Genomic DNA, 26,991 nt, shown 5'->3' on the forward strand with positions numbered 1-26,991 from the left:
GGCGCGTGAGACCATGAGCGACGACAAGTCCAACGACAACAGCAACGAGCAGAACCCGTTCGAGCAGATCTTCGGAATGCTCTTCGGTCAGGGCGGTCCCGGCAATCCGGGCGGTCCCGGCCAGGGCGCCTCCGGTCCGCAGGGTTTCAACATCGACCCGGCGATGATGGCGACGATCATGAGCCAGATGCAGGGTCTCTTCGGCCAGGGAGCCGACCCGAGCGCGCAGGCGACGCAGATCGCGCTGCGCAGCGTGCCCTCGCCGGATCCCGCGGTCAGCGATGACGCCGCGCATGCCGCGACGGATGCGTTCCGCCTCTCCGAACTCTGGCTCGCCGAGGCGACCGACCTGTCCGTGGCCAACCGCGCGACTGCGACCCTGACCCGCGCCGACTGGGTCAAGCGGACGATGCCCGGATGGCAGAAGTTCGTCCTCCCGATCAAGGAGAACATGTCGACGGCGCTCACCGACACCCTGCAGACGCAGGTGCCCGAGGAGATGAAGAGCATCCTCGCCGGTGCCTCGTCGATGTTCTCGACGATGAGCGATTCGATGTTCGCGATGCAGATCGGCCAGGCCGTCGGCGCCCTGTCGGAGAGCGTGCTCACCGGCACCGAGGTGGGCCTGCCCCTCCTCCCCCACGATCAGGCCGTGCTCGTCGAGGCGAACATCGCCGCCTTCGCCGAGGAGATCGACGTCGACATCTCCCAGGTCCGCATCTACCTCGCCGCCCAGGAGCTCGCCCATCTCGCCCTCTTCGAACGCGCCCCGTGGCTCGCCGCCCAGGTGGAGACCGCGCTGACGAGGTACGCGCAGGGGCTCAAGGTCGACACCTCGCAGATCGAGGAGATGGCCTCGTCGATCGATCCCTCGAACATCTCGGATCTCAGCGACAACATCCGCCAGGGACTCTTCAACCCGCCGACGACCGATGAGCAGAAGCGGGCGCTGACGACGCTGGAGAACCTCCTCGCCGTCATCGCCGGCTGGGTCGACGTCGTCGTCTTCGCCGCGAGCGACAAGCTGCCGGCCCGCGAGCAGATCCGCGAAGCGCTGCGGAGGCGACGGGCGACGGCCGGACCGGCGGAGAAGACCTTCTCGACGCTCGTGGGCCTTCAGCTCAATCCGCGTCGGCTCCGCGATGCCGCCGCTCTCTTCGCCTACCTCGAATCGCAGGGCGGCGCCGAGGCGCGCGACAACGTCTTCACCCACCCCGACCTGCTGCCGACGACCGAGGACCTCGACGATCCGCTCGGCTACAGCGAACGCCGTCAGGCCGAATGGGCGGGCGACTCGACGCTCGACGAGGCGCTCAGTCGCATCCTCGCCGAAGGCACCGACGGTGCGACCCCGTCGTCGGCCGGTGAGGCAGGCACGAACTCCGACTCGCAGGAGGAAGCCGGCACCGACTCCTCGGCAGCCGGCTCCGCCGCCTCGGCGGACCCGACGTCGAGTGACGAGGAGACGGATGACACGTCCGCGTCGAAGCGGGAAGCGTCCTCCGAGGCCGAGGAGGGATCCGACGCGGACTCCGACGGCCCCGGGCCCAACGGGACTAACGACACCGACCGCGACGAGAAGTGAATGATCGCGCTCTCCACGGCGCGTGACGAGGTCGCGCGCACCGCGCACACGAGTGGATTCGCCGAGGCGTTCGCCGGGCTCTTCGAGTCCCGCGGCGCCTCGGCGCTCGTGCGCGCGGGCACGAGCGAGCACGTCACCGCGAGCTGCCTCGTCGTCGACCCCGACACCGAGGCGGTCCTGCTCAACCATCACCGCCGGGCCGGCGCCTGGATGCAGTTCGGCGGCCATCTCGAATCCGGCGATGTCAGCCTGCGCGACGCCGCCCGGCGGGAGGCGATCGAGGAGAGCGGCCTCGAGCGGTTCAAGTGGGTCTCCCCTGTCCCGCTCGAGCTCCACGTCCACGATCTCGCCGGTGATTTCGGCACGTGCCGGCGGCACTTCGACGTCGTCTACGGCGCGGTCGCCTCGGCCGGGCAGAACCCGGCCGTCTCCGCTGAGTCACTCGACGTCGCGTGGTTCCCCATCGCCGAGCTGCCCGCCGCCCTCATGCCCGACCTCGTCACCCGGCTGCCGCAGCTCTACCGCGCGACCGTCGCGGCGCACGCCGCAGACGGCCGCTGAGTGATCACCGGCCGCGGCTGAACCGCTCCCCTGCGCTGAAGCCGTCGAGGTAGAGCTTCGCCTCCGCCTGCCGCGGATGCCGGTCGGCGAGAGCATGGAACTCCTTCGAGTGCGGCCCGATCTGCAGGTGGGCGAGCTCGTGGACGATGACGGTCTCGAGGACCCAGCGCGGCACGGACTGCAGGCGGTGGGAGATCCGGATGTCCCCCGATGACGTCGTCGTCGAGGCCCACCGGCTGAGGTTCTGGTTCGTCACCCACCTGATCGAGGCAGGACGCAGTCGCCCGCCGAAGTACCGGCAGCTGAGCTCCTCGGCGATCTCCGCGAGGTCGGCGGCCGAGGAATGGTCCTTCGCCGCCAGCCGATTGAAGAGGTCGGTGAGGGAGGCGATGTTCGACTCGACGCTGTAGCGCGTCGGCGCGCTGAGCACGTACGTGTCGATCTCCTTCGACACCGCAATCGTCTTCTTCCGTCGCGCCGAGCGGCGCACCACGATCTCTCCCCGGGCGATCGCCCGCAGCACGCCGTCTTCCGTCCACCGCTCCCGCTCAGTCATCCCACCATGATAGGAAACACCACGGACACGAGATTACTTGTGAGTTTCCTGAGTATCGCTTTTCGGGACCGGTCGGCGTTCGTCCACAGACGCCGACGCCGCCGGATCATCACTCGAATCTCAAGTGACCTACGCATTCATCGCCTCCTCGGCACATCGGCCGCGACGCCGGATCCGCGCCTCCTCCACAGACGAGCGACACCTGTCCACACGTTATCCACAGGATGGGGCCGAAGCGCGGCGCGGAGCGCCATTGACGGGGCCGCGAATGGGGAATAGGTTCTATGTTTGACCCCGGAAAACCCGGAGATGCGTGCGGAAGGGGAAGCCGCACGAGTCACCGCGAGCGCCTGGGGCACTATGCGGTTGAGGGCAAGTCGGACAGCGTTTTCGGCCTGTCCTCAACCGTTTTTCCACAAGGTTTTCCACAGATCTGCGCACACCGTGGCGCGGCCTGCCTCCATTCACTAGTCTGGGTCTCCCGACACGGAGGCGAGGTGGATGATGCTGCGGATCTGTCCCAGTGTTCCGATCACATGGCGGAGCGCCGCGTGCCTGCAGTTCGGTGTCGAGGACCCGGTGCTCATCGACGGCCTCCTCCCCGCCGATGCCTCCCTCATCGACGACCTGCGGATGGGTCTGGGATCGGGCCAGTTCCACACCCGGGCCCAGGACCTCGGCGTCGACCTCGCCCGGGCGACGTCACTGCTCACCCTGCTCGACGAGGCGGGGGTGCTCATTCCCGAGGACTCCGACGCCGCTGCCGTGCGGCGCGGGACGAATCTCCTCGCCACCGCTCGCCTCTTCGGCCGCTCCCCCGATCAGGCCGCCGCGGCGCTGGCGGCCCGACCGCTCGGCGTGTTCGGCCCGCTGCGCGTCGCGGTCGTCCAGCAGCTGTCGCGAGCGGGATTCGCCGTCACTCCCGCAACCCGCATCGACGAGCTCGATCTCACTGCCGATCCGATCGTCGTGACGACGTCGCATCTCGTTCCCGATCTCCACACTGCGACGTGGCTCGTCGATCGGGAGGTCGACCACTGTCAGGTCGTGGCCGGTGAGTTCTCCGTCGAGATCACCGGGCTCGTCCGTCCCGGCGCGACCCCGTGCACCGTCTGTGCGTGCCTGCTCCTCCGTGACGCCGATGAGGGGTGGTTCGACCAGTACCCGCGCATCCGCGCGCTCACCGACCGCGATGACCTCGCCGATCCGCTCGCTCCCGCGCTCGGTGCCGCTCACCTCGTCCTCGTGCTCCGGGCCGCCCTCCTCACCGAGGCGGAGCCGGTGCGCCGCCGGGTGGATCTGCGCTCCGGCGCCGTCGACGACGACGCGCTCTCCTACCACCCGCAGTGCCACTGCCGCGTCCCCGCACCCGGGCTGACCCTAATCGACGAGGAGGCGCAGTAGGCTCTCACCGTAGCGTTCGAGCTTCGTGGCCCCGACGCCGGGCATCCGCGCCAGTCCGGGGAGGTCCCGCGGGTGGAGTTCGGCGATCGCCGAGAGCGAGGCATCGGTGAGCACGAGATACGGCGGCAGCCCCTGTTCGAGTCCGACGCGCGCCCGCCAGCGGCGCAGGGCATCGAGCAGCTCGAGATCGACGTCGGCGGGACAGTGCGCGCAGCGCCCCAGAGCCCGTTCCACCTGGGAGACGAGGACCTTCCCGCACGTCCGGCACCGGTTCGTCCGCACCGTGGTCGCCGGTCGCCGCGCCTGACCCGGCGCCTCCTCGAGCCGGCCGAGCTCACCGAGGAAGCGGGAGGCCTGCCGCGGCTTCTGCTTCGACTCGTGCCGCGCCAGCGACCAGCTCAGCGACAGGTCGCGACCGGCACGGGTGAGCGCGACGTAGAAGAGACGGCGCTCCTCGGCGATCGCCCGCGGGGTCTGCGCATAGCTGATGGGCATGAGCCCTTCGCTCAGGCCCACGAGGTGGACGCTGTCCCATTCGAGGCCCTTGGCCGCGTGGAACGAGGCGAGCGTGACCCCCTCGATGTCGGGTGCGAACTGGTGTTCGGCACGATCGGCGAGGTCGGCGAGGAAGTCCTCGAGCGGCACCGGCAGCGCGCTGCCGGCCTGATGGGTCTCGGCGAGGTCGACGATCGCCTTGAGCGACTCCCAGCGCTGGCGGCTGGCCCCGGCCGGCGGCGGGGTCCGCGTGTAACCGGCGGAGACGAGCACCTCGGCGACGATCTCCGGCAGCGGTCGCGCTCCCGCGGCGGCGCGCGCGGCCCGTAGCATGAGGATCGACTCCTTGACCTCCTTGCGGGCGAAGAAGCGCTCCCCGCCGCGCAGGACGTAGGGGATCCCGGCCGCCGTCAGCGCCTGCTCATACGCCGGGCTCTGCCCGTTCGTGCGGAAGAGGACGGCGATGTCACGGGGACGGCGACCGGCCGTCACCTCGGCGGCGATCGCCCGTGCGACACCGAGCGATTCGGCGTCGTCGGTGGGATATTCGGTCATCCGCGGCTGCGTGCCCTCGGCGTTGTCCGTCCGCAGGGTCAGGGCGGTGCGCGAGGTGTGGCGGAGCAGGCTGTTCGCGGTCGCGACGATCGCCTTCGTCGACCGGTAGTTGCGCACGAGCCGGATCGTCTCCGGTGCCGCCAGCTGCGACGGCAGGGCCTCGAGCAGGGACGCGTCGGCCCCGGCGAAGGAGTAGATCGTCTGCGCGGGATCGCCGACGACGCAGAGGTTGTCGCGCGGCCCCAGCCACCGGGAGAGCAGATCGAACTGGAGCGGGGAGACGTCCTGGAACTCGTCGACGACGAAGTGCCGGTACTGCTCGCGGACTTCGGCGGCGATCGCCGGATACTCCGCGAGGACGCCGGTGAGGACGAGGAGGACGTCGTCGAAGTCGAGGAGGCGACCGCGGGTCTTCGCCTCCGAGTAGGCTTCGGCGATGCGGACCATGTCCTCGACGCTGAGATCACCGGGCAGGTCCCTGGCCTGGGCTTTCGTCGCATAGTCGGCGACGCCGAGGAGGGAGGCGGCGGCGAACTCGATCTCCGCGGCGACGTCGCGGGCGAGTTCCCGGCTGACCTCGTGGCCGAGCTCCTGCATGACCGAGCCGAGGACTCCCGCCTTGTTCTCGATGATCCGGGGGAAGTCGCCGGTGGCGAAGCGGTCCCAGAAGAACCGCAGCTGGCGCAGAGCCGCGGAGTGGAAGGTGCGGGCCTGGACGGCCGGTACGCCGAGGGAGCGCAGACGGGCGCGCATCTCCCCAGCGGCCTTCGCGGTGAAGGTGAGGGCGAGGACGTGATTGGCGGGGAACACCCCGGTGGCGATCCCGTAGGCGATCCGGTGGGTCATCGCCCGGGTCTTGCCGGTGCCGGCGCCGGCGAGCACGATGACCGGGGAGGAGAAATGGGTGGCGACGGCCCGCTGCTCGTCGTCGAGGGCGGCGAGGAGGTCGGCGGCGCGAGCGTTCACCGACTCTCCAGCCACGACCACAGCAGCTGGCCGGCGATCGAGACGGTGCCGGGGGTGCCCACGCGTCCGGCGGCGATGTCCGCTTTCAGCTCCTCCCGCGTGAACCACTTGAGCGAGGTGATCTCGGCTTCGTCGGCGGTGACGTCCAGCGACTCCGCCTCGGCGGAGAAGCCGAGCATGAGGGAGCAGGGGAACGGCCACGGCTGCGAGCCGAGGTAGCGGGGATTGACGACGGTGACGTGCGCCTCCTCCCAGACCTCGCGGATCACTGCGTTCTCGAGCGTCTCTCCGGGTTCGACGAAGCCGGCGAGCAGCGAGTAGCGGTCGGCGGGCCATGCGGCGTTGTTGCCGAGGAGGACCCGTTCGACGCCGTCTGGGTCGGTGTGGACGATGACGACGATGATCGCGGGGTCGGTGCGGGGGAAGTGCTCGCTGCCGGTCTCCGGATCGCGGCGGACCCATCCGCCGTGGACCACCTCGGTGGGGGTGCCGGTGCGCGGGGAATGGGTGTGCGCGCGGTGCCAGTTGCTCAGCGCGACGAGTTCGCAGGCCAGGGACACGTCGACGTCGTCGAGGGCGTCGGCGAGTTCGCGCAGCGGCAGCCACACGGGTTCGGTGCTGTCGATGCCGGAACCGGGGGCGGTGAGGAGGTCGGTGGCGTCGCGATCGCGGGCCGTGGCCAGGGCGGTGTCGAGGACGCTGCGCCCCTCGTCGGTGAGCCCGATGCCGATGTAGCGCTGGTCCGCGGCATCCCGGCCGAGGTAGATCTCCGTCTGACCATGCGGCACGAGGTCGCGGGCGGCGCGGAAGAGGCCGCCGCCGGCCACGAGCAGGGACCCGCGATGCTCGAACACCGCGGCCGGTCCGCCGGCCCACACCTCGGTGAGATCGCCGTCTGCCCCGCGGGTGAGATGATCGCGGTCGATGCCGTTCCTGGCCAGGCTGACGGGCGTGATCATGGGCAGCGGTTCCATGGATTCCACGATAGCTCAGGGGTCTGACGCGGCGGACACGCGTAGGGGTCCAATCCCCGGCCTGGGCGGGGCGCAGACGGTAGATTGGGAAGGGTGGATACGAAGGCGCTCAAGTTGGCAGCGGTCGCGGCGACGATGCTCGACGACTTCTCCCCGACGACATGGACACCGCTGCCCTCCCTCGATGCGGGAGTGAGGATTCTCATCGGCGACGGCCAGACCGAGTACGTGGCGACGGCGCACACCCGCGTCGACCGGTCCGCTGACACGGGGTCGATCGCCGAGGCGGCCCGGATCTACGATCTCGCCTATCCGCACGCCGATTTCACGTGGCCGCATCTGCGGGCGATCACCGAGGTCGAACCGAAGCTCTTCGCGACCGAGAAGGCGGTCACCGTCACCCTCGCCGATCCGCTTCCCGGTGCCCCGGTCGGTGACGAGCCGATCGCCGATGTCGCGCGGGCGAGCTCGCTGGCGCAGACGCTGGCGACGCTCCACTCGGCCGCCCCGGAGCCGATCTCCGACGCCGGGTTCCCCGTCGAGGAGCCCTCCCGCTTCCAGTTCCAGATCCTCGACCGCCTCGATCAGGCCGCGGCCACCGGACGGGTGCCGTCGACTCTCCTCCAGCATTGGGAGGAGGAGTTCGAGAAGGTCGCGCTCTGGCACTTCCTCGCCACGCCCATCCACGGCGCCATCGACGAGTCGAGCGTCTACACCGATGAGGAACGGGTGCTCGCCCTCTCGGAGATCGGACGGATCCGGGTCTCGGATCCGGCGATCGATCTCGCCGCAGCCTCCGCGCTCATCGATCCGGCCGCGGTGCCGACGTTCTTCACCGAGTACCGCAGCTCACGGCCCCGCGCGGACGACCACATCGTCACCCGGGCCGAACTCCTCGCCGAGTTCGCCGTCCTCGACTGGCTCCTCGAAGCGGTCGACTCCGGCGACGAGGAGGCGATCCAGGACGCCGCCGACCTCCTCACGTCCTTCGATCAGGTGCTTCTGCACCCTGACGGCTCCGATGTGCCGACGGCGCCGGTGTCGTCGGACGATGTGGCCGAGGGGTCGCACGCCGGGCCGTCATCGGCCTCCGGTCCGGGCGGGTCGACCGCCGATGAGCCTCACGCGACGGGCAGCCGGCGTCCGTCGACGTCCGCGGTGGAGTCGACGCCCGCGGCGGAGTCAACGGCCCAGTCCGAGTCAGCGGACGACGCTGACGAGGCGACGGCGTCCCCGACGGCTGAGCGGCCCGGGGACTCCGCGCAGGCGCGCAGCACTGAGCGGTCAGGCAGCACCGAGCGGAGCTGACTCGCGCGCACTCGGGCGCTCTCCGATGCTCCCATTTCGAGTGGTGTCCGCCCGCACTCACCCGCTCGCGCTCAGTCGTGGGCAGCCAGCCATGCGATCACCTCATCCTCCTCGGGCAGGTCGGAGAAGCTGACGACGTCGTCGCTGCCGACGAAGTAGAACGTCCCGGTCACCTCGGTGACCTCGGGGTGGACCCGCTGGACGGCGAACCGATAGAGCGCCAGCTGCCACTTCATCACCTCGAGCGTCTCCGCGTCCGGCCTCTTCGACGTCTTCCAGTCGACGACCTCGGCATGGTCACCAGTGATGAACACGGCGTCGATCTTCCCGGGCACCCGGAACCGGCCGAGGACGAGCTCGAAGGACATCTCGATCTCCGCCGCCTGCCGACGCGCGAAGTCCGAGGCGAGGAACGTCTCCTGGAGGCGCGTGAGCTGCGCCGTGTCGGCCGGCCGCACGGTCTCGAGCTCATCGATGTCGATGCTCGCCTGTCCGAAGTGCCGCTCGACCCAGGCATGGAAGCTCGTGCCGATCTCCGCCGCCCGGCTCGGGGGTTCGGGCACGGGACGCAGCGTCTGCGTGCGGAACTCCTCCGGGTCCCGCCGCCACGACACGAGGTCCGTCGTCGACAGGCGGTCGGGCAGTCGTCCCTCCGCCGCCGGCTCCTGGGCGCGGAGGATGGCCTGGGCGCGCCTGGCCAGAACGGCCACCGGGGAGTCCCCGCGCGCGACGGTCTCGAGGTCGATGTCACCGGCGGCCTCCACCCAGCGCCCGGCGCGTTCGGCGATGGCGACCCGCTCGCTGCGCGGCACCGGCCACACCGTCGTCTCGATCCGATCCGCCGCGGACTCCTCCGCGGGGTCGGGGATCTCCGGGTTGAGCCCTGCGGCCTCGGCGGCCTCACGGAGGAACGGGGAGAGCTCGTCGGGGGTGGACCGGGATCCCATGAGCTCGGCGCCGAGCCAGAGATGATGCTTGGCGCGGGTGAACGCGACGTAGGCGAGCCGCCGCTCCTCCTGCTCATGCGCCTCGGCCACGGCTGGCTTGATGAATTCGCTGACCCATTCGTCGAGTTCCTTCTTCGTCTCGAACTCGGCGCTGCGCAGGTCGTAGTCGACGAGGTGCCGGCGGTCCCCGCGCAGCGGATAGGGCAGGGCGGTGCGTCCCATCCACCCCTCCTTGTCCCGGGGTTCGGTCGGAAAGTCCTTGACGACGAGCGAGGGAACGGCGACGGCGTCGAACTCGAGTCCCTTCGAGGCGTGGACGGTCATGACGTTGATCGCCCCGGGGGCCACGGTCGGCTCGGCGGCGCTGAGCGCGTCCTTGACCTCCATGAGCGAGAGCCATTCGAGGAAGCCGGGCACACTCGGCCGCTCGGCGGTCGCCGAGTACTGGGCGGCGGCGGAGAGGAACCCGTCGATCGCCTGGCGGTGGACCCGGCGCAGGGCGTCGCCGAGCGCCCAGATGTCGGAGTCGATGCCCGTCTCCGTCAGCGCGGTGCGCACCACCGAGGTGAGTGTGCCGGTGCCCGCCCGCACCGCGCGCAGAGCCCGGGCGAAGCGGACGAGACGCTCGCGGGCGGTGTCGCTGAGCCCGGTGGCCCGAACGGCGGGGGTGTCGATGAGTTCGTCGAGGCCCTCGACGATCGTCGGCACGTCGATGGCTTCGGCGAGCAGCTCTCCCCCGCCGGCGGCCTGCAACCTCGCTGCGGTCTCCCGACCCTTCGCCTGGCGTCGGGTGAAGGCCGAGAGCGCGGCGATGTCGGTCGCGCCGAGGCCGAGCAGCCGCCCGCTGAGCAGCCGCATGAGCTCGTCCCCGGCCAGCGGATCGACCGCGGCGCTGAGCACGGCGCGGAGGTCGGCGACGTACGGGTCGCTGAGCAGGCCGGAGGACCCATGGACGTGGACGGCGAAGCCCGCGGTCTCGAGCGCGGCGGTGACGGGGGCGAAGTGCGCGCGCTTGCGGCACAGCACCGCAGTCGAGGCGCCCTCCGGCAGTCCGGCCGCCCATTCGGTGAGCGAGCGCAGCCCCACGGTGAGGAACGACTCGTCGTGTGCGCCGGAGGAGACGTCGACGACGACGTCGCCGACCCCGGCGTCGGGGCGGGTCGTCAGAGGCGTCTCCCGGCTGCCGGTGAGCCCGTCGGCGACCCGGTTGGCGACGTCGAGGATCGTCCGGTCGTTGCGCCAGCTCGTGCTCAGGGTCAGCGACTCGACGTCGGTGAAGTCCGCGTCGAAGCGGATCATGTTGTCGGCACTGGCGCCGCGCCAGCCGTAGATCGCCTGCCGGGGATCGCCGACGGCGGTCACCGCGGTCGTCGAGAACAGGGTGGAGAGCAGCGTGAGCTGCGCGACGGAGGTGTCCTGGAACTCGTCGAGGAGGACGATCCTCCACCTCGCCTGCTCCGCCGCCAGGGCTGAGGGCACCTCGTCGACGATGCGCTGGGCGAACCGCACCTGATCGGAGAAGTCCATGGCGAGGTGACGGCGCTTCGCACTCATGTACTCCCCGGCCAGGGCCGCAGTGCGGATCTTCTCCTCGAGCTTCCGACGCCGACCGCTCGGGTCGACGGGTTTGCCCTTGCTCGACACGAGCGCCCGCAGGCACGCCTCAAGGTAGTCGGTCACCTCCGCGACATCACGGCCGTGGTCGTTCATCGCCCCGGCGAACGCGATGATGTCGGCGATCATCGTGTCCCGCGCATAGCTGCCGGGTACCGCCTCGGCGGACGCGGCATCGATGACCTCGGCGGCGATCGCGTGGGCACCCGCCTCGTCGAGGAGCACGGTCTCGGGTTCGATGCCGATGCTCGCGCCGTGCTCGCCGACGATCGCCGCCGCATACGAGTTGTAGGTCGACACCGTCGGATAGTCGAGTCCCGGCAGAGCGAGGTCGCTGCCCTCGCCGAGGTTGTGCCGCAGGCGCGAGAGCAGCACCCGGATGCGGCTGCCGAGCTCCCCCACGGCCTTGCGGGTGAAGGTGAGGCCGAGGATCTCCTCGGGCGCGACGTGCCCGTTGGCGACGAGCCAGACGACGCGCTGGGAGATGACGGTGGTCTTGCCCGATCCGGCGCCGGCGGTGACCTTCATCGTCTGGGCGGGATCGGCTTCGATGATGCGCTGCTGTTCGGGGCTCGGACCGAACGCGCGCGTCGGATCGGCGGCGGTGAGCCGAGCGAGGTCGTCGGCGCTGAATCTCATCAGGAATCCTCCAGCATGTGGGGGCCGATCGCCGGGCACGACGATCGCACGGGACAGCTCAGGCACTTCGGCGGGTCGACGCGGGCCGGGAAGTCCGCCGAGCGCATCCTCGTCGAGACCTCACCGATGAGCTCACGCGCCCAGTCCGGGTCCTCGTCGGCGCTCACCGCGCCCTGCAGCCGCTTCGTCGACTTCGTCCGGCGCAGGAAGACGAGTTCGGCGCCGACGGCTTCGACGTCGACGACCCGGCCGTCGGGCAGGGTGAGCGTCCCGGAGTCGACGGCCTCCTGGTAGACGCCGAGCTGGGCGTGCCGGGGCATGTCGGCACCGGCGGGAACGTTCCGCCCCGTCTTGAAGTCGACGATGCGCACCCCGTCGGCAGTCGCTTCGACCCGGTCGAGCCGACCGGTGATCGTCCATTCCTGCCCGAGGTCGTCGACACCGGAGGCATGAACCTGGGCTTCGACGCCGAGCACCGACCCGGGGGCGTCCTCGATGTACTCGCCGAGGCGGTCGACCATGGCCATCGCGGCCGTGTGCTCCCGCTCGCGCTCCCAGTCGGTGGCGAACTCGAGGGTGGCGAATTCGCGTTCGACGTACTCCCTGATCGTCGAGGTCGGACCGGTCGGATGGTGTTCGGCGGCGGCGTGGAGGATCGTGCCGATGCTCTGCGCGGTCGTCCCTCCCCGGTCGCCGCCGTGGCGGGTGAGGAACCAGCGCAGCGAGCAGTCGGAGAACGTCTCGACCTGCGACGGGGAGATGGTGACGTCGTCGTCGGGTGTGAACAGCGGTGCCGTCGAGGTGACGTCCTCGGCCTCCCGCCACTGTCCGGGTGCGCGCAATCCGGGAACCGCGGCTGTCAGCGCCGCTGACAGGGCCGCCCAGTCCGCGGCGGCTGCCGGCGCCGGATCGCCTCCCTCACCGGCGGCGTCGCGGGCGGCCTCGAGGAGCTGGGAGCGGGCCAGCGCGGCGATCTCGGCGAGATCGAGGGGCGGCAGCTCATCCTCGTCGGTGAGCGTGTATCCGTCGGTCGAGGCGGTGCCGCGTGCCGTGGCTGCGGCGATGACGTCGAAGAACGCCGAGGGCGCGGACTCGGAGTCCGAGAGTGCGGTGACGATGATCCGGTCGCGGCCCCGCGTCAGGGCGGTGTAGAAGAGCTCGGCTTCCTCGCGCAGGTTCGTGCGCTTGGCGTGCGCATGGTAGCCGGGGTCCGCGGTGACGGGGTCGTCGCCGGCGAGGAGCGCAGTGAGGTCGCCGAGTCCGAGGATGCCGCCGCGCAGCTTCGGGTTGGGCCACACCCCCTCGTTGACGTCGGTGATGATGACGCAGGGCACACGGAGGTGGGCGAGCGAGGCCGGGGTGCCGACCTGGACGTGGTCGGCGAACCCGGAGGTGCGGGCGAGCGAGTCCTGGGCGATGTCCTGCTCGGCGACGATGCCGGCGAACGAGCGGGCGGTGAACCCGCCGCGGTCGGTGATCTTCTCCGCCAGGGTGAAGAGGCGCAGCACGGAGTCGAGGTGGGCGCCGGAGATCCCGTCGGGGTCCCGCAGCGCCTCGGTCTGCCAGCGTTCGGCGACGCCGGCGGCCTCCCAGATCGCCCAGAGCGCGGTGTGCGGGTCCGCATCGGCGTGGTCGGCGGCGGCACTGATCATCCGGGACAGCGTCGACAGTCCCGGGATCGGTGAGTCCGCTGGGGCGTCGCGCAGCGCTGCGGCCAGCGACGCCGTGCTGTCGGCGGCCGGATAGGCGCTGCGGACGAGGCGGCGGAAGCGGCGCAGCTGCACGGCGTCGAGGCGGATGTAGACGCTGCCGGCCAGTGACAGCGCGACCCGGGTGAGGGTGTCGTCGTCGCCCAGGCCGGGCGCTTGGGTGAGCAGGTCGAGCAGGGGCGCGGTCGCCGGATCGACGTTGAGGGGCTGGACGATCGTCGCCGTCGGCGTGCCCGCCGCGCGGAGTTCGCCGGCGGTCACTCGTGCCGTCGACGCGTTGCGGCAGATGACGGCGACATCGGAGTGGGAGTGCCCGGCGGCGACGAATTCGGCGATGCGTCGGGCGAGGTAGCGGTGAGCCGACGCGGCACCGGCGAAGACATGGGTCTCGACGGCCTCGTCCGCCGCGGCCTCGTCCGCCGTGAGCTCCGACCCGGCGGGCGCAGCCGTGTCCTCCCCCACCCCGTCCTCCCCCGCGGCAGACATGAGCGGACGCGGCATGTGCCCGAGTCCCCACCGGGTGGTGATCCGTGCACCGAATCCGTCGGCGACGGCCGCGAGCTCGGGCTCGGTGTCGACGACGCGGTCGAGGACGAGAGTTTCGAACCGGGCATCGGAGGCCGCCCGGTCGAGCACCGAGGCGTCGGCCCCGTGGAAGCGGCCCGTCACCGTCTCCGGGGCGCCGAAGAGCGCGAGCGCAGTCCCGCGCTCGCGCAGCTGCTCGAGGACGCCCCAGCTGGCGGCGGGGAAGTCCTGGACCCCGTCGGCGAGGACGACGGAGGGCACCCGATCGGGAGAGAACGACCACGGCCGCCCGGCGGTCACCTCGGCGGGTTCACGGAGGATCTCGAAAGCCGCGCGGGCGAGCACCGTCGCCGCATCGATGCCCCCGTATCCGGGCATGCTCATGATCCCGAGGTACTCCTCGAGCACCGCAGCGACCGCCTCCCACCGCGGGTCGGGGTGGGTCGCGAGGACCCGCTCCAAGGCGCTGCGACCGGCGTCGAAGACGTACTCCCCGTGCTCATCGGCAGGCGGCAGCCGGACCCCGAAGTCGAACTCCATCACCCGGTTGAGGACGTCGCGGATCTCGGTGCGGAACGCCGAGGTGGCGCGCACCTCGGCGGTGATGTCGGACGGCCAGTTCGGGGTGCGTCCGTGACCGGCCTCGTGGCCGGCGAGGAGATCGGCGAGGAAGACGTCCTGGTCGGCACCCGAGACGAACTCGAGCTCCTCCCCGGTGCGGGTCGCGTGGGCGGCGCGGGCGATGCCGTAGGCGAACGACGAGATGCTGCGGGCCGGAGCGGCCCGGAGGATCGCCTCGGCGGGGACGGGAAGAGTGTTGCGCAGGACGTCGGCATGGTCGCGGTTGGGGGTGAGGACGAGGATCGACGAGGGATCGACGGACTCGACGAGACGGCCGTAGACCGCCTCGAGCAGCGTCGTCTTCCCCGTCCCCGGCCGTCCGATGACGGCGGCGGATTCGCGGTTGAGCAGCGCCGCGGACAGCGTCGCCGAGTGATCGGGTGCCAGGTCATCCATACCCGTATTCCATCATGTACCTCTGACACGGTGATCGCTGCCGGGTCGCGGGGCGGATTCGCGTAGGATTGGGGGATGCCGAGTCCGCAGCAGAGAATGCCCCGTGAACAGCGCCGTGACCAGTTGGTCGGGGTGGCGCGCGCCGTGTTCGCCAATCGGGGATACCGCACGACGTCGATGGACACGATCGCCGAGGAGGCCGGCGTGTCGAAGCCGGTCCTCTACCAGCACTTCGCGTCGAAGCAGGACCTCTACCTCGCCCTCATCGACCACTCGGCCGCGCACCTGGCCGGACAGGTCGCGCAGGCGCTCAACTCGACCGATGACCCCCGCGAGCGCATCCGCGCGACCTACCGGGCGTACTTCGACTTCGCGATCTCCCATCGCGAGGAGTTCGTCATCCTCTTCAACTCCGATGTCTACGAGCCCGAGGCGCAGCAGCGTGTGCGCACGATGCGCGAGGGCACCGTCGCCCGCATCGTCAGTGCGCTCCAGAGCTTCACCGATCTCGACGACGCGGACGCGGATCTGCTGTGCCGCACGCTCATCGGCACCGCCGAGGTCGTCATCAAGCAGATCGAGGCGACGCACGAACTCGACATCGATGCGACCGTCGACCTGCTCACCCAGATGAGCTGGGGCGGACTCTCCTCCTTCGCGACCCACACCCGCTGAGGACCGCTCACGGTGTCCGACCGGGACGGTGGGCGGACCCGGCGATGCTCCCACAGGGCGCCCGTCGGCTCCACCCGCGGTCGTTCGCGTTCGCTGAGAGCCGAGCGCCGACCCCTGCGAGGCGGGAAGAAACCGGGGCGAGGGCAACGTTAAGCTGAGGACGACTACCACCGCGTTAAGGAGAACAATGGAAATCAAGATCGGCGTCCGCCAGTCCCCGCGTGAGATCGTCCTCGACACGGACGAGTCCGCCCAGGACCTCGCCACGCGCATCGAGGAAGCGGTCAAGGCCGAGGCTCTGCTCACCTTCACCGACACGAAGGGCCGCCAGGTCTTCGTGCCGTCGACGGCGCTGGGCTACATCGAACTCGGCAGCGAGACCTCCCGACGCGTCGGCTTCGGCGTCGCCTGAGGCGGTCGGACAGCGCAGAGGCCCGGTCATCGTGACCGGGCCTCTGCCGTGTCTCCACCTATGCCAATGCGACACCTATACCTATGCGACGAGGCCGAGGGCCGACATGCGGCGGGAATGGTTCGCGGTGACCGCGGGGATCGCCTCGACGATGACGGCCTCGTCGATGCCGAGGACCGGGTCGGTGAGCAGGTGCCGGGCGCGGCCGAGGGTCTCGGCGACGAGTTTGCGTCCCCACAGGGCGAGCCGGGAGGCCAGCTGCGTGTCCTCGCCGACGTCGGCGGTCAGCCGATTGCGGACGAAGTCGGCGGCCCGTGTATCATCGAGAACAGCAATTGCCAGGCTGTGCTCGGGTTCTGCGAGCTTATCGGCCGCCATGCGATAGAAGTCGTTCATGATCCCGTCGAAGACGAAGCCCTTCATGAGGCTCTCGTACCAGTCACGGGGACGAGTCCTCTCCGCCAGCACGGAGAATGTCGGCTCGAAGATCCTGCAGAGTTCGATCACATCCTGGCCCGACTCACTGATGCGCTGCGAAAGCTCTTCGAAGTGCGAGAATGAGTGCGATGCCAGCCGTGACAGCGTCACCGTGTCGTCGAGCTCCACAGCCGTGGACGCATTGGTCGCCATTCTCTCGAAGGCGGTGAGCTCACCGTACGCGACCAGCGCAAGCGTTGCAGCATCAGTACTGGCCAAGGGGTAAGAATCGGGCATAGCTCAAGAGTACCGGTTCGCATCCAGCACGGGCGCGAAGGCGCCAAAAGGAGTTTGAGACATGGCGGACACAGACGCCGATTTCGCTGATCTGGGGGTGTCGGGACCGATCGTCGCCTCCCTGGCAGCGGCCGGGATCACCCACCCGTTCCCGATCCAGGCGATGACGCTTCCCGTCGCGCTCTCGGGCGCCGACATCATCGGGCAGGCGAAGACCGGAACGGGCAAGACGCTCGGCTTCGGCATTCCCCTCCTCCAGCGCGTGGTCGGCAAGGACGAGGACGGCGCGGCCGACACCGGTCAGCGCCTGCCGCAGGCGCTCGTCGTCGTCCCCACCCGCGAGCTCGCCAAGCAGGTCGCCCAGGACCTCGTCACCGCGTCGAGCCAGCGTGACATCGACATCATCACGATCTACGGCGGCAAGGACTTCGATCCGCAGATCAACGCCCTCAAGGCCGGCGTCGACGTCGTCGTCGGCACCCCCGGACGCCTCCTCGACCTCTACGGCCGCAAGGTGCTCAAGCTGAACAAGGTCCGCACCGTCGTCCTCGACGAGGCCGACGAGATGCTCGACCTCGGGTTCCTCCCCGACGTCGAGCGCATCATCAACGCCGTTCCCGCGAACCGGCAGACGATGCTCTTCTCCGCGACGATGCCCGGCGCCGTCATCACCCTGGCCCGCCGCTACATGAATCGCCCCACCCACATCCGCGCCCATGACAACGAGGACCTCTCGCTCACGGGCAAGAACACGACGCAGTTCGTCTACCGCGCGCATTCGATGGACAAGAGCGAGATGGTCGCCCGTCTCCTCCAGGCCGAGGGCCGCGGGCGGACGATCATCTTCACCCGCACGAAGCGCACCGCCGACAAGCTCGCCGCCGAACTCTCCGACCGCGGCTTCGCCGTCCGGGCGCTGCACGGCGACCTCGGGCAGGCGCAGCGGGAGAAGGCGCTGAAGTCGTTCCGCGACGGCACCGTCGACGTCCTCGTCGCCACCGACGTCGCCGCCCGCGGCATCGACATCGACGATGTCACCCACGTCGTCAACTTCCAGTCCCCCGAGGACGAGAAGACCTACGTCCACCGCATCGGCCGCACCGGTCGCGCGGGCAACTCCGGCACCGCCGTGACGCTCGTCGACTGGGATGACATGCCCCGCTGGCGGCTCATCAACAAGGCCCTCGGCCTCGAGCACGACGAGCCCGCGGAGACGTACTCGACCTCCCCGCACTTCTTCTCCGACCTCGGCATCGCGAAGGGCACGAAGGGGCGTCTGCCCCACAAGCACGGCGAATCCTCCGACAACGTCGGTGAGGACAAGCGCCCGGCCCGTCGTCGGCGCAGCGGGGAGAAGAGCGAATCCCCGTCCGATTCCCGTCGCGGCGACTCCTCGGACTCCCGCGGCGGCGACTCCGCGACCGATACCGATGCGAAGAAGCCCCGCCGCAACCGGCAGCGTCGTCGCACCCGCGGCGGCAAGCCCGTCGGTCGCACGAGCCGTGCCGAGGCCTCGGACACCGGCACCGAGTGAGACCGGCACCCCCGGCGCCCCGCCCGCAGTCCTCTGCGGCGGGGCGTTCGTCGTCTGCCGAAGAAGCCCGCACCCGTCGACCCCCGCTCGATCACGCGGCAGTGCGGACAGCGGGCCGTGCACGCGTCTATCGCTTGATCGAGGGCGCTGACTCCGCGCTCACCCCTGGATGAACTCGACTCCCCCGGGCCTGGCCGCGGCACGGTCGAGGAGTTTGGCGAGCATGTGCTCGGACGTCGAATGCTCGCCGAGGCGGTTGGGCTTGCCCGTGCCGTGATAGTCGCTCGACCCGGTGACGATGAGGTCGTGGTCGTGGGCGAGCCGGCGCATGATCTCGCGTTCGTTCGGCGGGTTGTCCCGGTGGTCGACCTCGAGTCCGTCGAGTCCCGCGGCGATGAAGTCGGCCATCGCGGAATCGGAGACGACGAGACCCCGCATCGCCGCCCGGGGATGGGCGAAGACGGACACACCCCCCGCCTCGGCGATGAGGCGGATCGCGGTGATCGGGTCGATCGTCGGCAGGGTGACGTGGTACTTCCCGTGGCTCGAGAGGATCGAGGCGAACGCCTCCGAGCGGGTCTCGACGAGCCCGGCGGCCACGAGCGCATCGGCGATGTGGGGGCGCCCGATCGTCGCGTCCTCGCCGGCGACGGCGAGCACGGCGTCCATGTCGATGGGATAGTCCTCGGCGAGCCGATCGATGATGAGGTGGGTCCGGTCGAGGCGGGCCCGCCGGGTCTCCTCGACGACGCTGGCCAGGCCCGTGTCATACGGGTCGTGGAGATAGGAGAGGAGATGGACGCTGATGCCCTCATGACGGCACGAGATCTCCATCCCGCGGACGAGGCCGAGGCCGTAGACCCGGGCCGCCTCCTCGGCGGGAGCCCATCCTGCGGTCGTGTCATGATCAGTGATGCCGACGACGTCGATGCCCTCCATCGAGGCTTCGGAAACGAGTTCGGACGGGCTCTGTGTCCCGTCCGAGAACGCCGTGTGTGCATGGAGATCGATGACCATGCCCTCAAGTCTATCCACTCGCCGGAGCCGTCCTGACCGCGTGCCTAGAATGGAGGCATGACAGACAGCACGGAGACCGACCAGCCGATCAACGACCGCGTCAACAACCGCTCGCACCGTCCCAGCTCCCGCGCATTCCGCGACTTCGTCTCGCAGGGCTGGGATCGCACCCCGCTCAACGCCGAGGCGCTCGCGGCCGCCGGGTTCACCCCTGAGCGACGGGCGAAGATCTCCGCGGCCTTCCCCGGGGAGCGCCTCGTCGTGCCCGCCGGCGGACTCAAGGTCCGGTCGAACGACACTGACTACCGGTTCCGCGCCCATTCGGCGTTCATCCACCTCACCGGCCTCGAAGCCGATTCCGAACCCGACGCCGTCCTCGTCTTCGAACCCGAAGGCGACGAGCACGCCGTCACCCTCTACTTCCGTCCCCGCGCCGGCGCCGACACCGAGGAGTTCTTCTCCGACGCCCGCTACGGCGAGTACTGGGTGGGCCCGCGCGCCGATCTCGAGGCGATGGCGACGATGACCGGCATCGCGACCGCGAACTCGGCGACCGTCGACGATGCGATCACGAAGGACCTCGGGGCGATCTCCGTGCGCCTCGTGCGCGCAGCCGACACCCGCATCGACTCGGTCATCGACCTCGCCCGCACACAGGTCCAGGCCGACCTCGAGACCTCGGAGGCCGGGGATGCCGAGCTCGCCCAGGCGCTGTCCGAGCTGCGCCTCATCAAGGACGACCACGAGATCGAGGCGATGCGCGAGGCCGTCGCGATCACCCGCGCCGGCTTCGACAACGTCGTCGCCTCCCTGCCCCAGGCCGTCGCCCACCGCCGCGGCGAGCGCGTCATCGAAACCGCCTTCGAGACCGCCGCCCGCTCCGACGGCAACGGCATCGGCTACGACACGATCGCGGCCTCGGGCAACCATGCGTGCACCCTCCACTGGATCCGCAACGACGGACCCGTCGTCGACGGCGATCTCGTCCTCGTCGACGCCGGAGCCGAAGCCGATTCCCTCTACACCGCTGACATCACCCGCACCCTGCCGGTGTCGGGCACGTTCACCGAGGTGCAGGCGAAGATCTACGACGCCGTCCTCGACGCCTCCGATGCCGCGTTCGCCGTGGCCGCCGAGCACACGCAGCGCACCGTGCGCTTCCGCGAACTCCACGAGGCGGCGATGGAGGTCATCGCCGCGAGGCTCGAGGAGTTCGGTCTCCTCCCGGTCTCCGCGGCCGAATCCCTCTCCCCCGAGGGTCAGCAGCACCGCCGGTGGATGGTCCACGGCACAAGCCACCACCTCGGTCTCGACGTCCACGACTGTGCGCAGGCACGGGCGGAGATGTACCTCGACGGCGTGCTCGAACCCGGCATGGTCTTCACGATCGAACCCGGCCTCTACTTCAAGGCCGACGACCTCCTCGTGCCCGAGGAGTTCCGCGGCATCGGCGTGCGCGTCGAGGACGATGTCCTCGTCACCGCCGACGGAGTGGAGAACCTCTCCGCCGGGTTCCCCCGCACCCGCGAGGAGATCGAAGCCTGGGTCCAGGGTCGATGATCCCGACCCCGATCCGCGGGCGGGGCATCCTCGAGATCCCCGGGATCGGACTCGGGCATGCCGGTGACTTCACCCGGCAGCGCCTCTCGGGTGTCACCGCACTTGTGCCGCCGCCGGGATCGACGGTCGGCGTCGATGTGCGCGGCGGAGGTCCGGCGACGCACGAGACCGATGTCATCGCTCCGGGCACCCATGCCTACGGTGCCGATGCGATCGTCCTCACCGGCGGATCGGCGATCGGTCTGCGCACCGTCGCCGGGGTGTCGGAGGCCCTCGCCGAGGCGGGTCGGGGTTTTCCCGCACCTCACCTGCCGGGCACGGTCATCCCGCTCGTCCCCGCCGCCGCGCTCTACGACCTCGGCCGCGGCACCGGTCCCGTCGCCCCGCCGACACCCGCTGAGGGGGCGGCGGCCGTGCGGGCGGCTCTCGCGGCGGCCGGCACCGGCGGCTCTGGCGGCGCGGACCCGACAGACGGCGCGGGCGCGAGTGACGACGCGGACCGCGCCTCCAGTGTGAGAGGCAGCGTCGGCGGGGCCAGCGGGGCGCGGATCGGGTTTCAGACGATGCGCGGCGGCCTCGGGTCGTTCGCGCTGCGCCTGCCCAGCGGACACACCGTCGCAGCCCTCGTCGCACTCAACGCACTCGGGACCATCGGCACCCCGGACGGCACCCTCTGGGCCTCTCCCCTCCTCCGCGCATTCGGGTGGGACCTTCCTCCCGTGCCCGGGCTGCCGATTCCGGAGACCGCGGCAGATCCCGAAAGCGCGGATGCCCCGGACTCCGGGGCATCCACCTCGGCGACGAATACGACCCTGGCGGTCGTCGCGACCGATGCCGCCCTCGACCCGGCGCAGGCGACGCGGATGGCCGCGAGCTGCCACGCCGGCATCGCGCGGGCGATCCTTCCCTCTCACACCCACTTCGACGGGGATACGGTGTTCGCCATCAGCACGGGCACGGTGCCGTTGGCCGCCGAGGCGACACCTGACCTCGTCTCGATCCACGCGGCCGCGGCCGATGCGATCACCCTCGCCATGATCGATGCCGCCGTCAGCGCCGTCCCCGTCGACCCGTCCTGGGACCAGCCGCCGACCCTGACCGACCTCGCGCCCGCGTTTACGGCCGCCTTCGCCGCCATTCCCTGAAGCAGCGCCCGGGCAGACGCCGCATCGACAGCGGCCAGGCGATCGCCGCAACAGCGCCCGGCCTGCCGCCCTCCGCATGCCAGTCAGGTCGCCAGCGAGGTGGATCGCGCTCGAAATCTCGCGGGATCTCGAGCCGGATCCACCTCGGCGGCACGGCCGGACGGCGCATCAGGCACACCTGCACTCGCTGACACGGTCCGACGACGCTGCCGGCGAATCCTGCAGTCCGGCGACAAGACGACTTGGCGACCGGGACGTGATGTGGACGACGCCGCCCAGGGCGTGACCACGAAGTAGGCTTGAGGATATGAGTGGCTCCTCGAAACGCGTCTTCGTCGCCCGCCTCATCTCCGCCCCGGTCTTCGACCCCCTCGGCGATCAGGTGGGCCGCGTGCGCGACGTCGTCATCGTCTACCGCACGACGATGCGCCAGTACCCGCGCGTCATCGGGCTCGTCGTCGAGGTGCCCGGACGCCGCCGGGTGTTCGTCCCGATGGGGAGGGTGACCTCGATCGACGCCGGTCAGGTCATCACCACGGGACTCGTCAACATGCGCCGGTTCGAGCAGCGCCGCTCGGAGACCCTCGTCGTCAACGACCTCCTCGACCGCCGCCTGCGCCTGCGCGAGGACGACTCCCCCGTCCAGATCGAGGACGTCGGCATCGAACAGCAGGTCAACCGCGATTGGGAGGTCACCCGCCTCTTCGTCCGTCGCGTCCAAGAGCGCAGCAGCGCCTTCTCCGCGTTCCGCCGGCGCGGGGAGACGATGCAGATCTCCTGGACGGACGCCGACCATCCCGCGGACTCCGCCCACGATCAGGAAGCCACGCAGCTCATCGCCGCGTACCAGGACACGAAGCCGGCCGACCTCGCCGACGTCCTCTTCGAGATGACCCCCGAACGCCGCCTCCAGGTCGCGCGCGCCCTCGACGACGAACGCCTCGCCGACGTCATCGAGGAGCTCCCGGACGAGACCCAGGTCGAACTCCTCTCCGCCCTCGACACGGAGAGAGCCGTCGTCGTCCTCGAGGAGATGGAGCCCGATGACGCCGCCGACCTCCTCGGCGAGCTCACCGACGAACAGGCCGAGCGGTTCCTCACGCTCATGGAGCCCGACGACGCCGAGGACGTGCGCACCCTGCTCTCCTACGACGAGCACACCGCCGGTGGTCTGATGACGACCGAACCGGTCATCCTCACCCCGGAGACGACCGTCGCCGAGGCGCTCGCCCACGTCCGCCGCGAGGACCTCCCGCCGGCGCTCGCCGCGGCGATCTTCGTGTGCCGCCAGCCCATCGAGACCCCGACCGGCAAGTACCTCGGCCTCGTCCACATCCAGGAGATGCTGCGCCATCCGCCGCACGAGGCGGTCGGCATCATGCTCGACACCGAGGTCGACCCGATGCCGCCGGACACCCCGCTGGCCGAGGTGACGAAGTTCCTCGCGGCGTACAATCTGGTGTCGGTGCCGATCACCGACGAGAACGACCGACTCATCGGCGTCGTCACCGTCGATGACGTCCTCGACGAGCTGCTGCCCGAGGACTGGCGCACGACCGGCCGCGACGACCACAGAAGGGGGTAACCATGCCGACCGACGATTTCGACGTCCCCCGCTCCTCGAAGCGCAAGCTGCCCCGGTTCGCGATCTCCCCGGAGACCTTCGGCCGCGGCGCCGAGGCGTTCGCCCGGTTCATGGGCACCCCGGCGTTCCTCGTCGGGATGACGGTGTTCTGTGCCGTGTGGCTGCTGTGGAACACGCTGCTGCCCGAGGCGGTGCAGTTCGATCCGCGTTCGCTCAACTTCACCCTGCTCACCCTCATCCTCTCCCTGCAGGCCTCGTACGCGGCCCCGCTCATCCTGCTCGCCGAGAACCGCAGCGCCGACCGCGACCGCGTCGAGTTCGAGCACGACCGGCAGCGGGCCGAGCGCAACCTCGCCGACACCGAATACCTCGCCCGTGAGGTCGCGGCCCTGCGCATCGCGATGCGCGAGGTCGCCACCCGCGACTTCATCCGCTCCGAGCTCAAGGATCTGCTCAAGGAGCTCGAAGAGGACGCCGCCAAGGACAGCGGCGGAGCAGATGATCACAGCCCGCGCGACACGAAGGGAGGCCGCTGATGAGTAGCGCCCCGACCATCGACGCCGTGAGGGAGGCCCTCACCACCGTCATCGACCCGGAGATCCGGCGCAACATCGTCGACCTCGACATGGTCTCCGACATCGCCGTCGACGGCGGCACCGTCACCGTCACCGTTCTCCTCACGATCTCCGGCTGCCCGCTCAAGGACACGATCACCCGCGACACCGAGGCGGCCGTGGGCCGGCTCGAGGGCGTCACCGAGGTGGTCGTCGAGCTCGGGACGATGACTCCCGAACAGCGCACCGCGATGCGGGAGAAGCTCCAGGGCCCCGGCGGCACCCGGGAGGTGCCGTTCGCGAAGCCGGAGTCCCTGACGAAGGTCTATGCCGTCGCCTCCGGCAAGGGCGGGGTCGGCAAGTCCTCGGTGACGGCCAACCTCGCCGCGGCGCTGGCCGCGAAGGGTCTGCGCGTGGGCCTCGTCGACGCCGACATCTACGGCTTCTCGATCCCGACGATGCTCGGCCTCTCCGGGCAGCCCACCCGGGTCGACGACATGATCATCCCCCAGGTCGCCCACGACGTGAAGGTGATGAGCATCGGGATGTTCGTCCCCGGCAACCAGGCCGTCGTGTGGCGGGGACCGATGCTCCACCGCGCCCTCCAGCAGTTCCTCACGGATGTCTTCTGGGGCGACCTCGACATCCTGCTCCTCGACCTGCCCCCGGGCACCGGCGACATCGCGATCTCCGTGGCGCAGCTGCTGCCGAACTCCGAACTCCTCGTCATCACCACCCCGCAGCAGGCCTCGGCGCAGGTCGCCGAGCGGGCCGGTGCGATCGCCACGCAGACGAACCAGCCGATCGCCGGGGTCATCGAGAACATGTCGTGGATGGAGCTGCCCGACGGCACCCGGATGGACGTCTTCGGCACCGGCGGCGGGCAGACCGTGGCCGAGAATCTCGCCGCGACGACGAACACCGAGGTGGAGCTGCTCACGCAGATCCCCCTCGACACCCTCGTGCGGGAGGGCTCCGATGCGGGCACGCCCGTCGTGCTCAGCCGTCCCGACTCCCCTGCCGCGCAGGCGTTCGACTCGTTGGCCGAGCGCCTCGCGCAGCGCTCGCGCGGCCTCTCCGGGCGCTCGCTCGGCCTCAGCCCCGTGTGACGACACGCCGACGATCACGTCACATCGTTGTCACTGCTCGTCATCGGTGATCACAATCGTGCAACTCCGGTGTGATCTCTGCCCTGAGATCTGTCTCACGACGCTCCCGCAGCGTCCCCGTCAGTGCTGGTGAGACCCATCAGAGCAGGTGAGAGGCCTGACTGCCGCTGTCGTTCGCGTGTCAGGGCGGTCCTCTAGACTGGACGGCGAGCATCCCCCACAGTCGCTTTTAGGACCTCTCTTTGACATTCCCTTCGCGTCGCCGTGCCCTGCGTCCCCTCGCCGCCCTCACCGCCGTCTCCGCTGCCCTCACCCTCCTGTCGGGCTGCGTCGTCGCCGACGGCACCCGCGACGGCTCGTCCGCGTCTCAGGCGCAGCGGTCGACCGCCGAGGACAATCTGCAGACGCTCACGTCGGCGCTGCGCAGCTACGCCGTCGTCGATGCGAAGACGACGCCGAGCTCCGATGCGCACCTCTTCGGTCTGCCCGGTGCGAAGTCCCTGGCCGCTGCCACGGAGAAGGTCGTCCTCGGCGGCTTCGAATCCGCCGGCGCGTTCGGCGACCGCAAGGCCTTCAGCCCCGTCGTCACCGACCCCGCCGAGCGGTGGGAGGCCTCGAGGTTCACCGCACCCGCAGCGAACCCGACCGCCTCGACATCGACGCAGCCGACCGCCTCGGCGAATACCCCCGGCACCACCGGCGGGGAAGTCGACTACAGCAACCGGGTCCTCACCGCCGGCGGTGACTACCTCGTCAGCGCCGTGACGGAGAACCGCGCACCGAAGAGCCCGCAGCTCGGCGCCCCGGGCACCTCGACGCCCGCCCCGAACTCGACGCCCGCCTCGGCGCCGGCCGCAGCGACGACGGTGTTCGTCACGGACCTCGCCGAGGACACGACCGTCGAAGCCGCCGACCTCTTCACGACGACGACGGACCCAGGCGCGATCGGCGCCGATGAGACCGGTGCACTCACCGTCGGCGGCGAGCCGGTGGACACCGATGATCTCACCGCTCTCGGCCGGACGGTGACGACAGCGCTGCACACCCCCGTCAACCTGCCGCAGGGGGCCGATGAGCGCGACCCGGACTACTCGTGCGCCCTGCTGCCGTGCGTGGCCCTGACCTACGACGACGGTCCGGGAGAGACGTCGATCGAGGACAAGCTGCTCGCCGATGCGAAGGACGCGAAGATCCGTCTCACGTACTTCCTCCTCGGCAAGAACGTCGAGCACAATCCCGGGGTCGTCGGTCGCATGGCCGAGGCCGGACACGAGCTCGGCAACCACTCGTGGAGCCACCCGCAGCTGTCGAAGGAGAGCCCTGACGCGGTGAAGAAGCAGATCGGCGACACCGACAAGGCGATCGAGAAGGCCGGCGGCGGCAAGGTCACCGTCATGCGCCCGCCCTACGGCGCGATGTCGAAAGCCTCGGCGAAGGCCATCGACCATCCGGCGATCATGTGGGACGTCGACACCGAGGACTGGCGGCACAAGAGCGCGTCGATGATCGTCGACGCCGTCCGCGCCGCGGCGAAGCCCGGCTCGGTCGTGCTCATGCACTCGATCCATCCGACGACGATCGATGCGGCACCGGAGGTGTTCAAGACCATCGCGGATGAGGGGCTCTACGCCGTGACCGTGTCCGATCTCTTCTCGGAGAAGACGATGGAGAGCGGTGCCGAGTACTTCTGCCGGGGGTACTCCACGGCCCTGTGCTCGAACCCCGAACATCCCGCCGTCCACCGCAACTGAGGCGCGCTGCGCGCAGGAGCACTGCAGCCGGTCAGGCGCTGAGGCGGTCAGCCGTGCAGGATCAGCTGCTCGCGGGCGCG

Annotated in this window: 20 protein-coding genes; 13 read left to right on the plus strand and 7 right to left on the minus strand. The window is 70.1% G+C overall.

Going from position 1 to position 26,991, the window contains the following annotated elements:
- Window positions 1-13 precede the first annotated feature (13 nt).
- Window positions 14-1,585, plus strand: a complete 1,572-nt coding sequence (locus J9315_RS10095) for a zinc-dependent metalloprotease (protein ID WP_211977785.1) — start codon at window positions 14-16, stop codon at window positions 1,583-1,585.
- Window positions 1,586-2,146: an NUDIX domain-containing protein gene (locus tag J9315_RS10100; protein ID WP_211977786.1), complete on the plus strand. Its 561-nt coding sequence runs from the start codon at window positions 1,586-1,588 to the stop codon at window positions 2,144-2,146.
- A gap of 4 nt (window positions 2,147-2,150) precedes the next feature.
- On the opposite strand, the gene J9315_RS10105 is transcribed toward J9315_RS10100, so the two are convergent.
- Window positions 2,151-2,702: a M48 family metallopeptidase gene (locus J9315_RS10105; protein ID WP_211977787.1), complete on the minus strand. Its 552-nt coding sequence runs from the start codon at window positions 2,700-2,702 to the stop codon at window positions 2,151-2,153.
- 501 nt (window positions 2,703-3,203) lie between these two features.
- Between J9315_RS10105 and J9315_RS10110 the strand changes: the two genes are divergently transcribed.
- Window positions 3,204-4,106, plus strand: coding sequence for a hypothetical protein (locus J9315_RS10110; RefSeq protein ID WP_249120878.1), 903 nt, complete (start codon window positions 3,204-3,206; stop codon window positions 4,104-4,106).
- Here the strand turns inward: J9315_RS10110 and J9315_RS10115 are convergent.
- Both J9315_RS10115 and nudC read right to left on the minus strand, forming a co-directional pair.
- The gene (locus tag J9315_RS10115) at window positions 4,083-6,122 is read right to left on the minus strand and encodes an ATP-dependent DNA helicase UvrD2 (RefSeq protein ID WP_211977788.1); all 2,040 of its coding nucleotides are present in this window, start codon (window positions 6,120-6,122) and stop codon (window positions 4,083-4,085) included. The two genes, J9315_RS10110 and J9315_RS10115, sit on opposite strands and share 24 nt — an antisense overlap.
- Window positions 6,119-7,096 (minus strand): NAD(+) diphosphatase, encoded by a 978-nt coding sequence (nudC, locus tag J9315_RS10120; protein WP_211977789.1) that lies wholly within the window; start codon window positions 7,094-7,096, stop codon window positions 6,119-6,121. Before nudC ends, J9315_RS10115 begins: the two co-directional genes overlap by 4 nt.
- A gap of 93 nt (window positions 7,097-7,189) precedes the next feature.
- Here nudC and J9315_RS10125 point away from each other — a divergent pair, with 93 nt between their 5' ends.
- Complete coding sequence (locus J9315_RS10125) at window positions 7,190-8,404, plus strand: aminoglycoside phosphotransferase (RefSeq protein WP_249120879.1); 1,215 nt, start codon at window positions 7,190-7,192, stop codon at window positions 8,402-8,404.
- Between the two features lie 71 nt (window positions 8,405-8,475).
- Here J9315_RS10125 and J9315_RS10130 read toward each other — a convergent pair whose 3' ends face one another.
- Window positions 8,476-11,604 carry an ATP-dependent DNA helicase gene (locus tag J9315_RS10130; protein ID WP_211977790.1) on the minus strand — a complete coding sequence of 1,043 codons (3,129 nt, stop codon included), beginning with the start codon at window positions 11,602-11,604 and terminating at the stop codon, window positions 8,476-8,478.
- Complete coding sequence (locus J9315_RS10135; RefSeq protein ID WP_211977791.1) at window positions 11,604-14,855, minus strand: UrvD/REP family ATP-dependent DNA helicase; 3,252 nt, start codon at window positions 14,853-14,855, stop codon at window positions 11,604-11,606. The genes J9315_RS10130 and J9315_RS10135 overlap by 1 nt, the downstream gene beginning before the upstream one ends.
- 75 nt (window positions 14,856-14,930) lie before the next feature.
- On the opposite strand from J9315_RS10135, the gene J9315_RS10140 reads away from it, so the two are divergent.
- Both J9315_RS10140 and J9315_RS10145 read left to right on the plus strand, forming a co-directional pair.
- Window positions 14,931-15,530: a TetR/AcrR family transcriptional regulator gene (locus tag J9315_RS10140; RefSeq protein WP_232623565.1), complete on the plus strand. Its 600-nt coding sequence runs from the start codon at window positions 14,931-14,933 to the stop codon at window positions 15,528-15,530.
- Window positions 15,531-15,717: 187 nt separating this feature from the next.
- Complete coding sequence (locus J9315_RS10145; protein ID WP_198498562.1) at window positions 15,718-15,942, plus strand: DUF3107 domain-containing protein; 225 nt, start codon at window positions 15,718-15,720, stop codon at window positions 15,940-15,942.
- Between the two features lie 81 nt (window positions 15,943-16,023).
- On the opposite strand, the gene J9315_RS10150 is transcribed toward J9315_RS10145, so the two are convergent.
- Window positions 16,024-16,656: a ferritin-like fold-containing protein gene (locus J9315_RS10150; protein ID WP_140955187.1), complete on the minus strand. Its 633-nt coding sequence runs from the start codon at window positions 16,654-16,656 to the stop codon at window positions 16,024-16,026.
- A 61-nt stretch (window positions 16,657-16,717) separates the two neighbouring features.
- On the opposite strand from J9315_RS10150, the gene J9315_RS10155 reads away from it, so the two are divergent.
- Window positions 16,718-18,190 (plus strand): DEAD/DEAH box helicase, encoded by a 1,473-nt coding sequence (locus tag J9315_RS10155; protein WP_211977792.1) that lies wholly within the window; start codon window positions 16,718-16,720, stop codon window positions 18,188-18,190.
- Window positions 18,191-18,349: 159 nt separating this feature from the next.
- Here J9315_RS10155 and J9315_RS10160 read toward each other — a convergent pair whose 3' ends face one another.
- Complete coding sequence (locus J9315_RS10160) at window positions 18,350-19,207, minus strand: PHP domain-containing protein (protein ID WP_211977793.1); 858 nt, start codon at window positions 19,205-19,207, stop codon at window positions 18,350-18,352.
- Between the two features lie 57 nt (window positions 19,208-19,264).
- On the opposite strand from J9315_RS10160, the gene J9315_RS10165 reads away from it, so the two are divergent.
- The 6 genes from J9315_RS10165 to J9315_RS10190 all read left to right on the plus strand — a co-directional run bounded on the left by J9315_RS10165 (window position 19,265) and on the right by J9315_RS10190 (window position 26,911).
- Window positions 19,265-20,767 carry an aminopeptidase P family protein gene (locus J9315_RS10165; RefSeq protein WP_211977794.1) on the plus strand — a complete coding sequence of 501 codons (1,503 nt, stop codon included), beginning with the start codon at window positions 19,265-19,267 and terminating at the stop codon, window positions 20,765-20,767.
- Window positions 20,764-21,912 (plus strand): P1 family peptidase, encoded by a 1,149-nt coding sequence (locus J9315_RS10170; RefSeq protein ID WP_211977795.1) that lies wholly within the window; start codon window positions 20,764-20,766, stop codon window positions 21,910-21,912. The genes J9315_RS10165 and J9315_RS10170 overlap by 4 nt, the downstream gene beginning before the upstream one ends.
- Window positions 21,913-22,219: 307 nt before the next feature.
- Window positions 22,220-23,497 (plus strand): CBS domain-containing protein, encoded by a 1,278-nt coding sequence (locus J9315_RS10175; protein ID WP_198498557.1) that lies wholly within the window; start codon window positions 22,220-22,222, stop codon window positions 23,495-23,497.
- Between the two features lie 2 nt (window positions 23,498-23,499).
- Window positions 23,500-24,033, plus strand: coding sequence for a DUF1003 domain-containing protein (locus J9315_RS10180; protein ID WP_198498556.1), 534 nt, complete (start codon window positions 23,500-23,502; stop codon window positions 24,031-24,033).
- Window positions 24,033-25,160 carry an Mrp/NBP35 family ATP-binding protein gene (locus J9315_RS10185; protein WP_211977796.1) on the plus strand — a complete coding sequence of 376 codons (1,128 nt, stop codon included), beginning with the start codon at window positions 24,033-24,035 and terminating at the stop codon, window positions 25,158-25,160. Before J9315_RS10180 ends, J9315_RS10185 begins: the two co-directional genes overlap by 1 nt.
- A 242-nt stretch (window positions 25,161-25,402) precedes the next feature.
- On the plus strand, window positions 25,403-26,911 hold the full coding sequence (locus J9315_RS10190) for a polysaccharide deacetylase family protein (RefSeq protein ID WP_211977797.1): 1,509 nt from the start codon (window positions 25,403-25,405) through the stop codon (window positions 26,909-26,911).
- The last annotated feature ends 80 nt before the right edge of the window (window positions 26,912-26,991 follow it).

Source organism: Brevibacterium sp. W7.2 (genome assembly GCF_018137945.1).
GTDB classification, from domain to species: domain Bacteria; phylum Actinomycetota; class Actinomycetes; order Actinomycetales; family Brevibacteriaceae; genus Brevibacterium; species Brevibacterium sanguinis.